We start from the raw sequence: 9,360 nt of genomic DNA, 5'->3' as shown, positions 1-9,360 counted from the left end.
CTTATATGGCAATTGAATTTCTAGCATTCCGAAATCCGTGAAATAAGGCGTGCTGAATTTTCTTACAACAGAAATAACGGACTCGGGTTCTGTTGACCAAAAGTCAGGATGAGGAGGAATCACTGAAAATAGTTTGTCTTTTTTAAAGAGCTCGCCAATCGAACTTGAATTTATATAAGGGGAAGGAATATCTTTAACTAGATTTTCAGTTCTGAAATAAGGGAAGAAGATATTTTTATCTGGAACAAAAATAACAACCTTATATAGATCGCTGACTACATTGTAAATCGCATTTAAATTGTGGGAGAGCTTATTTTGGGAAACCAAATTATCAAGATAATTTGTGTTTGAAGAATTGCTTAGTTCAACCATTACATCCAGATTATCTTGGTTATTCGTAAATCCGAGTGCCGCGTAGTCAAGCTGTTTGTACAGAGTATCGACTTGATCTGAAACCTTCTGTGTAGTAGGGACAAGACCTGCCAGTTCGGTTTGAACAAGCATCGATTTCATATAGGCGTACAAGTAAAAAGTGGATAAGAGCAGGATTAAGAAAAAAATAATCATGATGGTAATAAGAAGTTTATTTTGAAATCCAAGTTTACTAAACATAATTTTTCTCCTGAAAGATGGAATGATGAAAAGTATAACACAGTCCGTATAATCAAAAAAGATCAAAAAAGTATAAACGAGATAGTCAGATTTCTACATTTCTTAAATAATTGAATGCGATTACATTTAGTTTAACGGTTTCGAGGCTTTGGATATCGAGATCGAAAAAAAGGGAGGGTCAACGTATGAAGTTGCTTCAAAAAAAAGCATTAGCCATTTTATTAGTAGGAATACTTATTCTAGTGTTGGCAGCTTGTGGATCAAATTCTTCTAATTCGGGAAATGCTCCATCCGAAAAAAATGCAGAGACTAATAAGGTCACTGAGACCGAAAAGCCAGTAGAGCCAGAAGTGAAAAAGGATCCAGTAACAGTCAGTTATATTGCAGCAGCAAGCCAGTTGAATTATGGGGGAATTAAAGAGCTTATCGGTAAATGGGAAGTGAAAACAGGTAATAAAGTTGACATTCAAGCGATTCAAGATGATCAATATGACAACCTTGTTAAGGCGAAGCTTTCCGGTGGCGGGGATATTGATATATTCTTCGGTGCTTACCAAAAATATGATGTTCCAAATCAACTGCTAGAGATTAGTGGAGAGGCATTCGAATCTCGTTTGAATGACATTGCACTTCAATCGATGAAGTATACAGATGGTAAAATTTATGCCTTCCCTTCTCCGATGGCTTTAGGTTCATGGGGAGCATTTTATAACAAAAAGGTATTTGCGGATTTAGGGTTATCTATACCGAAAACGACAGAAGAGTTTAATAAGGTTCTTGGATCAATCAAAGCGAGTGGAACGGTTCCTATCTATTTTGCAGCAAAAGACGGATGGACTATGCTGCAGCATCGCAATGCCGTGAATGGTATCGTAGGCGGAACTGATCCTACTGTTTGGGATAAGTTGAACAAAAACGAGATTCAATGGAAGGACATTCCTTCGTTTGTACATCAATACAAACAAGTGGAAGAATGGGCTAAACTAGGTTATTTCAATAAGGATTTGCTAACAGCAACTTACGAGAAACAACAGCGGGCATTGGTTGATGGCCAAGCAGCAATTATTATTCAAGGAAACTTTGTCGTACCTGAGCTTTATAAAATGAAAGCAGATACGGATATTGGCTTCTTCCCTCTCCCGAATGAAGATGGAACGCAGTCGATCGCATTAACGGGTGCGACGCAAGTGTTTATTGCCAAGAACAGCAAGCATGCAGAAGAAGCTAAAGATCTACTGAGATTTTTATCAGATAAAGAGCAAGCGCAATCTTATTTAGAGATTTCCCCTGGTGTAAGCGCATTTAAAGATATCGATGTATCTGACAAAATGCCGGGTGCGTTGAAAGAAATTCAATCGATTGTAAGTAGCGGGAAAATTTCGAAGCATGGTGACGATGCTTATGTGATACCTCTTCCGTATGACGACATGGTCGCTGCATATACAGAACTTCTTGCAGGTAGAATCACTGCAGAAGAATTCGCAAAAAAGCATGGCGATATGTATTTGAAAAACGCTAAAATAGCCAAAATCCCTGGATTCTAATGAAATACTAGAATCTCTTACCCAAAACAGAGAATGAACTAAACCTGTCGCAATTGCGGCAGGTTTAGTTCCCACCAAGGATAGAGGGAGGATAGCCATATGTATCAATCATTTAAGAAAAAAAATTATCCCGTTATTTATTTAATTCCGATTCTTATTATTTTTACTATATTTTATGTATCACCTGCCGTTCTAGGACTCTTGTATTCTTTAACCGATGCAAGTATTAAATCTTCGGGTATTCATTTTGTAGGACTCGAAAATTATAAGCTGCTATTCAGTGATGGGGATACTTTTTTCGTTAGCGTATGGAATCAGTTTAAATTTGCAATCATCGATGCGCTTGGTAAAACAGTTATTGGCCTTTTGATAGCGCTTCTTCTGAATAGAAAATTTAGAGGGAATCATTTTCTTCGCGCATTGGTTTATGTGCCTATTATGTTTGGAACGATTATGGTTGCTATTATTTTTAACTATATTCTTAGCTATGATGGATTTCTTAATACCTTTTTAAACAAGGTAGGGCTTGATTTTCTAGCAAACGATTGGCTGGGCAGCTTTACGCTTGCCATCTATTCTGTCATTGCTGTTGATGTGTGGGTTGGGGTCGGCTGGTCTATGCTTCTGATACTAGCAGCATTGCAATCAGTACCCAAAGATTTGATAGAATGCTCTGAGATCGACGGTGCCGGACCTATTGTTAAATTTCTTCATATTACAATGCCTTTCATCAAAAGCACGATAAATCTTAGTTTCTTATTGTGCATCATTTCGGGGCTTAAAGCGTTTGACATTATTTACGCGATGACACGAGGCGGTCCGGGCCATGCGACGGAAGTTATGACTACCTTCTTGGTCAAATCGATGTCATCAGGCTCTATCGGATATCCAGCAGCTATTAGCGTCATTCAGTTTATCATTATTACTGTGGTGGCTTTGGTCATTAGTTATTTCACAAATAGGAGGGAGTCGGAAACATGAGTACTTCCTCTAAACTAAGCAAGATACTAACGTATGCTGCTGCACTTGTCATTTTGGCCATATACATTGTGCCCTTTATCCTCATCTTCTTGACCTCAATTAAGGATGAGAATGAATCAAAGATTATGGATTTAAGCCTGCCAACAACTTATATGCTAGAGAACTATGCAACAGCATTTAATCAAGGCCAGATTTGGCGGGGATTTTCCAACGGTATGTTTATTTCGACTGTTGTAACCCTATTAACCGTTCTTTTATGCTCTTACTCAGCTTTTATTATTCAAAGAAACCGCAACGCTTTTACTAGCTTCACTTATAAGTTTTTGCTGGCGGGTATGATTGCGCCTTTTTCATTCATACCAGCTATTAAGCTGCTGCAATTATTAAACATGGGCAACGATTTCTCAGGCTTAATAATGGTTGATTTGGCAGGGCAAATTCCTTTCTCGATTTTGATCTATTATAGCTTTACCCAAGGGATACCACGAGAAATGGATGAGGCTTCGGTTGTAGATGGCTGTGGTCCGCTACGTATGTTTTTTCAAGTTATTTTTCCTCTGCTGCTGCCTGTTGTGTCAACAAATATCGTACTGACATTCACAGCGATTTGGAATGATTTCGGCAATGTTTTATTCCTTGTACCGAAGACATCCATGTGGACGATGCCGATGGGCGTGTTCAACTTCCAGCAACTGTACACCTATAATTATGGACTTGTTTGTGCTTATGTCACGATTGCATTAATTCCTGTGCTGGCCATTTATCTTATTGGTCAAAAGTATATTATTTCGGGTATGACAACGGGTGCCGTCAAAGGTTAACTAGGATGTCGGACTATGGGGATGACTTAAGATGACAAATCGAACGATTGATTCGAGCAGTAGGCTGTGGTATCAGCAACCAGCTGCTAGCTGGGAAGAAGCATTGCCTATTGGCAACGGTAAACTCGGAGGAATGGTTTTCGGAGGAGTAGAATCTGAAACCATACAACTCAATGAAGATACGTTATGGTCTGGCTTCTCTAGGGATACGAATAATTATGATGCCATTAAGCATCTTTCCCGCGTTAGAGAGGCCGTCACGCTAGGCCTCTATAAAGAGGCTGAAGAACTAGTGGAACGCCATATGCTGGGTACATGGAATGAATCCTATCTTCCACTTGGCACCCTTCATATCCGGCAGCATGAATTAGGTACCGTTGAGYACTATAAACGGGAATTAAACCTAAAGACAGGGATTGCGTCCATTGCGTTTAGCTATGAGGGAGTCACTTATTCACGTGAAGCCTTTGTAAGTGCTCCGCACAATCTGTTAGTGCTTAGTTATACCAGCTCCCATTCTAGCAAGCTTTCTTTGTCGGTTAAGCTAGAGAGTCTGTTGCAGCACGTTGTTCAAGGAAAAGATGGCCTATCGACCGATATTATTTTGCAGGGAACTTGTCCAAGTCATGTAGAGCCTAATTATGTGGAGGATCATCCAAATCCCGTCCTTTATGAGAAGGATAAAGGTTTGCGGTTCGTTACCTGCTTACGGGTGATATGTAATAGCGGAAGTATTTGCTTTAGCGATACAGGGCAAATGGAGATCGCAAATGCGGATTCTGTTACGTTCCTTTTGTCGGCGGCTACCGATTTCTTGGAGTCTGAGTTGAATTGCTGTGATCCCGAACTAGATTTAGTACGAACTTGCCAACTCCGCTTAAACGAGGGAAGTGCTGTTTCGTTCGCGACGCTGAAAAAGCAGCATATTTCCGATTTTGAAGAGTTGTCTGGCCGTGTTGAGCTGCAGCTTAAACAGTCGAATACATCACTTCTTCCAACCAATCTAAGAATCGAAGCCGTTAATAATGGCGCAGTGGACGATGACTTGGCGGCGCTTTATTTTCATTATGCGCGTTATCTGCTAATCTCCAGCTCGAGAGAGGGTTCACAGCCAGCCAACTTGCAAGGGATTTGGAGCAAGGAAATTAGAGCACCTTGGGGCAGCAATTGGACTACGAATATTAATATACAAATGAATTATTGGCTTGCAGAAACCGGGAATTTAAGCGAATGTCACAAGCCATTGCTTTCTTGGGTAGGACGCTTGTCCAAAAAAGGGAAACGAACAGCCCTCATACATTATAATTGCAGAGGATGGGCGGCTCACCATAATGTGGATTTATGGTTGGACACTTCTCCAGCACGCGGTCAGGCTGTATGGGCGTTGTGGCCAATGGCAGGAGCTTGGTTTTGCAGCCATCTTTGGGAGCATTATTCCTTTAATAAAGATAGGGTGTATTTGGAAAAAGAGGCTTATCCCATCATGAAGGAAGCCGCACACTTTTTTCAGGATTGGTTAATTCCGGATGAGGAATCCGGTTATCTCATTACGAATCCATCCACTTCCCCCGAAAATAAATTTATAACGGTTGAAGGCGAGCCTTGTGCTGTGACGAAAGCCTCAACGATGGATTTACTGTTAATTCGAGAATTATTTACGAATTGCATAGCAGCGTCGGAAACGCTGGACCAGGATGTTGAATGGAGAATGGAACTGCTTGACGCTTTGTCCAAACTGCACCCTTTGCAAATCGGCAGGGGAGGGCGTCTGCAGGAATGGTCATTTGATTACGAAGAATGGGAGCCTGGTCATCGGCATTTGTCTCATCTGTATGGTTTATACCCTGGAGATCTTATACGTTTCGATCGAGATGAAGAGCTTGCCAAGGCGTGCCGAAAATCATTAGAGTATCGTCTGACAAATGGAGGAGGACATACGGGTTGGAGTTGTGCATGGAGTATGGCATTATGGGCAAGATTGCGTGATGGTGAACAAGCTCACAAAAGCTGGTTATCGTTGCTCCGCACATCGACTTTCCCAAACCTTTTCGACGGACATCCCTATATGGTTGACACTAGAATTGATTATTCACGATCAATCTTTCAAATTGATGGGAATTTTGGAGCGGCCGCTGCCATGGCGGAGATACTCCTGCAAAGTCACGTTGACGAACTTCATTTACTTCCAGCGCTGCCGCCGGAGTGGTCAGAAGGTGAAGTTACGGGGCTTCGCGCAGGTTTTACAGTGAATATGAAATGGAAGTATGGCAAGTTATTAGAAGCTTCAGTGTGGGCCGATCGTGGAGGTAAATGCCGGATACGTTCGAATAATCGCATGCATGTAGAGAATCATGATTCGATTCCATATACCATTCAGAATGGCTCATATATCTATGAATTTGATATGGAAGCTCACCAAAAAATTAGTTTGATAGCGTCTTAGAACGTTTGAATAGAAGCCGCGATCATGGATTATTTCATGATAGCGGCTAATTTTTTTTTGATCTAGAAACTTGTTATAAATTTGACTCTTGCAATTGCCCTGATTCCCGGCGCCGCCAACTCATGATTACCAAAGACAATGCAATTACCGTGAGAATAATCCCAAGAACTTGAAATCCCTCGAAACTGAACTTACCTCCTATGACGATACCAATCAACAAGGAAGAGAGGATGGTTCCCAGATATCTTGAAGTATTAAATAATCCGGATGCTACACCGATTATTTCTTTCGGAGAACTTTGGAATAAGGCTGCTTGCATACCTACGTTGTTCAACCCGTTGCTAATACCGAATGCAGCCAAAGCGAAACACACGCTGATAACTGGTGAAGTTTGATTTAATGTCACGAGCCACACCGACCCAAATGTCATCATAATTGCAGACACCAGCAATGCCGGCCTTGGTCCTGATTTATCGATCCATCGTCCTGCTATTGGAGAAGTAACTAGTGAACACAAGCCTAAGCTTAGCATAAGAATCCCTGTTTGAAACTCACTGACATGACGTACCAATTGTAAGTAAGACGGAAGCCCGAAAAAGATTGAGTAATAAAGTACGTTAACGAGCATGAATTCGACATTAACCCAAATCATCGCAGGATATTTGGCGAATGTTCGCAAAGGAATAAAGGGTGATGTCGCTTTTAACTCATGTCGTACGAATGCCCCCAGCATAGCGAGGCCTATCAGCAAGGCAATGATATTTACTAATGAGATATGCCCAGATGATTTGGTTGAGAGTAATCCAAGGAGCAGGGCAACCAGCCCCACAGTGAAAAGCAGGATCCCTAACGCATCAATCATATCAAACCATTTTCGAAAGGACATGTTGCGCTGAACGGATGTTGACGGTTCGTCCTTAGGAATATTCCACCAAGATAATAGAAAACTCACCACCACGAATGGAATATTGACGAAAAAGATAGCAGGCCAGCCCCACCAGTGAATGACGACCCCGCCAAAAAAGGGGCCAATTGCTGCTGCTCCGGATAGGAATATGGACAAAACAGACAGCGCAGCAGCTCTATTCTCCGTAATATGAATTCGCACAAGGGCCATTCCAACCGCAACCATCATGCTTGTTCCGATGGCTTGCACAATGCGGAACACGATAAGCCACCCGAAGTTTGGAGATAATGGAGCTAATAATGATGTAATGAAGGCTACAACAAGCCCGGTTAGAAATATCCTCCTTCGACCGAATAAATCACTGGCCTTTCCCATGACGGGTTGGGCGATGCTACTTGCAATGTAGAATGAAAAAATAATCCAGGAAACACCAGTGAAGTTAAGTTGGAACACATTTTGCAGATTTGGAATAGCAACAGAAACCATTGAAGAATTTAATGGGTTCAAAAGTATCCCTAGACCAACTGAAATCATTAACCACCTGCTGCGAACATTCATTTTTGGTCCCCCCAAAGTGTATTAATGTCATCGTACTTGAGATCGTTTATTTATTCCAACGCATTTTATGTTATGATTTCATTGACTTGAAGGAATGAATGGAGGGTGCGAAATGGAACTTCTTCAACTGCAATATTTTCTCGCGGTAGCGCGTTTGGAACATATGACAGAAGCTGCACGAAGTCTACACGTTACTCAATCGTCACTAAGCAAAACGATTGGGCGCTTGGAGGAGGATTTAGGGGTCCCTCTATTCGATCGAAAAGGGAGAAAGCTACGATTGAATGAGTTCGGTAGCAGATTCCTTCGCCGTGCAGAAAAGGCTTTGTTTGAATTGGAACAGGGGAAGCAGGAGATTAGCGATTTGTCCAACCCCGAACATGGCACACTCGAGTTGGCGGTGACAACCGCAAGCACGTTACCAAATATTCTTCGAGAGTTTCGGAAAAAGCGGCCTGATATCCAATTTCATGTGCAGATGCTAACCACAAAGGAAATGGTTACGCTTCTTCATAGAGGAGAAGTCGATTACTGCTTGTCCTCACCACCGTTACAAGGGGATGACATTGAATGTCAAATTGTGTTCGTCGACCCGATCCTTGTGGCTGTTTCAAAGGGGCATCGGCTGGCAGATCGAAAAAGCGTATCTTTGTCAGAACTAAGGGATGAATGGTTTGTTGGTGTAAAGAGAGGCTACGGTACTCGCGATCTAGTGGACTCTATTTGCAATTCGGCCGGATTTGCACCTAAATATGTGTATGAGGGAGATGAACCTGCAAGGCTAAGCTCTCTGGTTGAAGCAGAAATTGGCATAGCCTTCATACCAAGCACGGCAAGGTTTTCACGGGAACATATCAATTATCTCCAAATAGAGAATCACGAATTGGTACGGGAGATAGCTTTATTATGGCACAGGAGTCGGTACATTTCGCAGGCTGCTCTGGAATTCCGTGAGGTCGTTTTAGAATATTTTGGATCGATATCCAAACAGACCATTTAAATAGGCTGCATAACTAAGGAGGATACATGTCCTGGAGTAAATTGAAGCAACAACTGGAGAGTTTTCTCTGTCCTGCGTTAGATGGAAGGGTCGAATACCGTGCAACCAGCTACCGTTATTTACCTGATAAAGCAGGACTTTGTTATATTGCGGTAGATAAAAAGAACGTACTCAATATGAGTGATGTAACCACCTTAATCAGATGGTATCAGACTGAGCTTGAAATTAAGAATGATTCAAATATCCAAATTCCTATCAACAATGAAGAAATTGAAGCGGTCAGAAAAGATACAAAGGGGCTAGTTCCGGAGGATCGTTTAAAAGTAATTGCAAGAAGTAGAAAAATATCAGAATATGCAAAGGAGCTTTTGTCAGCACAGTCATCATTAAGTAAATCAAATTTTATCGTTGAAGCTACTAAGTTTTTATCCATTTCTATAGAGGAAAGCTTAGAGAGCAATGATATCTTACTGAATATTCTAGCTTTGGTGGAC

8 protein-coding genes are annotated in these 9,360 nt (G+C 41.5%); 6 read left to right on the top strand and 2 right to left on the bottom strand.

The window, feature by feature from the left end; translation table 11 throughout:
* The coding region (locus tag AC1DWN_RS20425; protein WP_477560746.1) for a hypothetical protein at positions 1 to 612 on the bottom strand (612 nt) is incomplete at its 3' end.
* 185 nt (positions 613 to 797) lie between these two features.
* Here AC1DWN_RS20425 and AC1DWN_RS20420 point away from each other — a divergent pair.
* The 4 genes from AC1DWN_RS20420 to AC1DWN_RS20405 all read left to right on the top strand — a co-directional run bounded on the left by AC1DWN_RS20420 (position 798) and on the right by AC1DWN_RS20405 (position 6,401).
* Positions 798 to 2,156 carry an ABC transporter substrate-binding protein gene (locus tag AC1DWN_RS20420; protein ID WP_477560745.1) on the top strand — a complete coding sequence of 453 codons (1,359 nt, stop codon included), beginning with the start codon at positions 798 to 800 and terminating at the stop codon, positions 2,154 to 2,156.
* 99 nt (positions 2,157 to 2,255) lie between these two features.
* The gene (locus tag AC1DWN_RS20415; protein WP_477560744.1) at positions 2,256 to 3,137 is read left to right on the top strand and encodes a carbohydrate ABC transporter permease; all 882 of its coding nucleotides are present in this window, start codon (positions 2,256 to 2,258) and stop codon (positions 3,135 to 3,137) included.
* Complete coding sequence (locus AC1DWN_RS20410) at positions 3,134 to 3,958, top strand: carbohydrate ABC transporter permease (protein WP_477560743.1); 825 nt, start codon at positions 3,134 to 3,136, stop codon at positions 3,956 to 3,958. Before AC1DWN_RS20415 ends, AC1DWN_RS20410 begins: the two co-directional genes overlap by 4 nt.
* A gap of 31 nt (positions 3,959 to 3,989) precedes the next feature.
* Positions 3,990 to 6,401: a glycoside hydrolase family 95 protein gene (locus tag AC1DWN_RS20405; protein ID WP_477560742.1), complete on the top strand. Its 2,412-nt coding sequence runs from the start codon at positions 3,990 to 3,992 to the stop codon at positions 6,399 to 6,401.
* A gap of 73 nt (positions 6,402 to 6,474) precedes the next feature.
* Here the strand turns inward: AC1DWN_RS20405 and AC1DWN_RS20400 are convergent, their stop codons facing one another.
* On the bottom strand, positions 6,475 to 7,866 hold the full coding sequence (locus tag AC1DWN_RS20400) for an MFS transporter (RefSeq protein WP_477560741.1): 1,392 nt from the start codon (positions 7,864 to 7,866) through the stop codon (positions 6,475 to 6,477).
* A 112-nt stretch (positions 7,867 to 7,978) separates the two neighbouring features.
* Here AC1DWN_RS20400 and AC1DWN_RS20395 point away from each other — a divergent pair, with 112 nt between their 5' ends.
* Together AC1DWN_RS20395 and AC1DWN_RS20390 are read left to right on the top strand one after the other, a co-directional pair.
* Positions 7,979 to 8,866 (top strand): LysR family transcriptional regulator, encoded by an 888-nt coding sequence (locus tag AC1DWN_RS20395; RefSeq protein ID WP_477560740.1) that lies wholly within the window; start codon positions 7,979 to 7,981, stop codon positions 8,864 to 8,866.
* Between the two features lie 26 nt (positions 8,867 to 8,892).
* Positions 8,893 to 9,360 (top strand): SF0329 family protein (locus AC1DWN_RS20390; RefSeq protein WP_477560739.1); only part of this gene is annotated, 468 nt, incomplete at its 3' end.

It is taken from the genome of Paenibacillus sp. P4_A7 (assembly GCF_056402455.1).
This window is presented reverse-complemented; position numbering and strand designations above follow the sequence as displayed.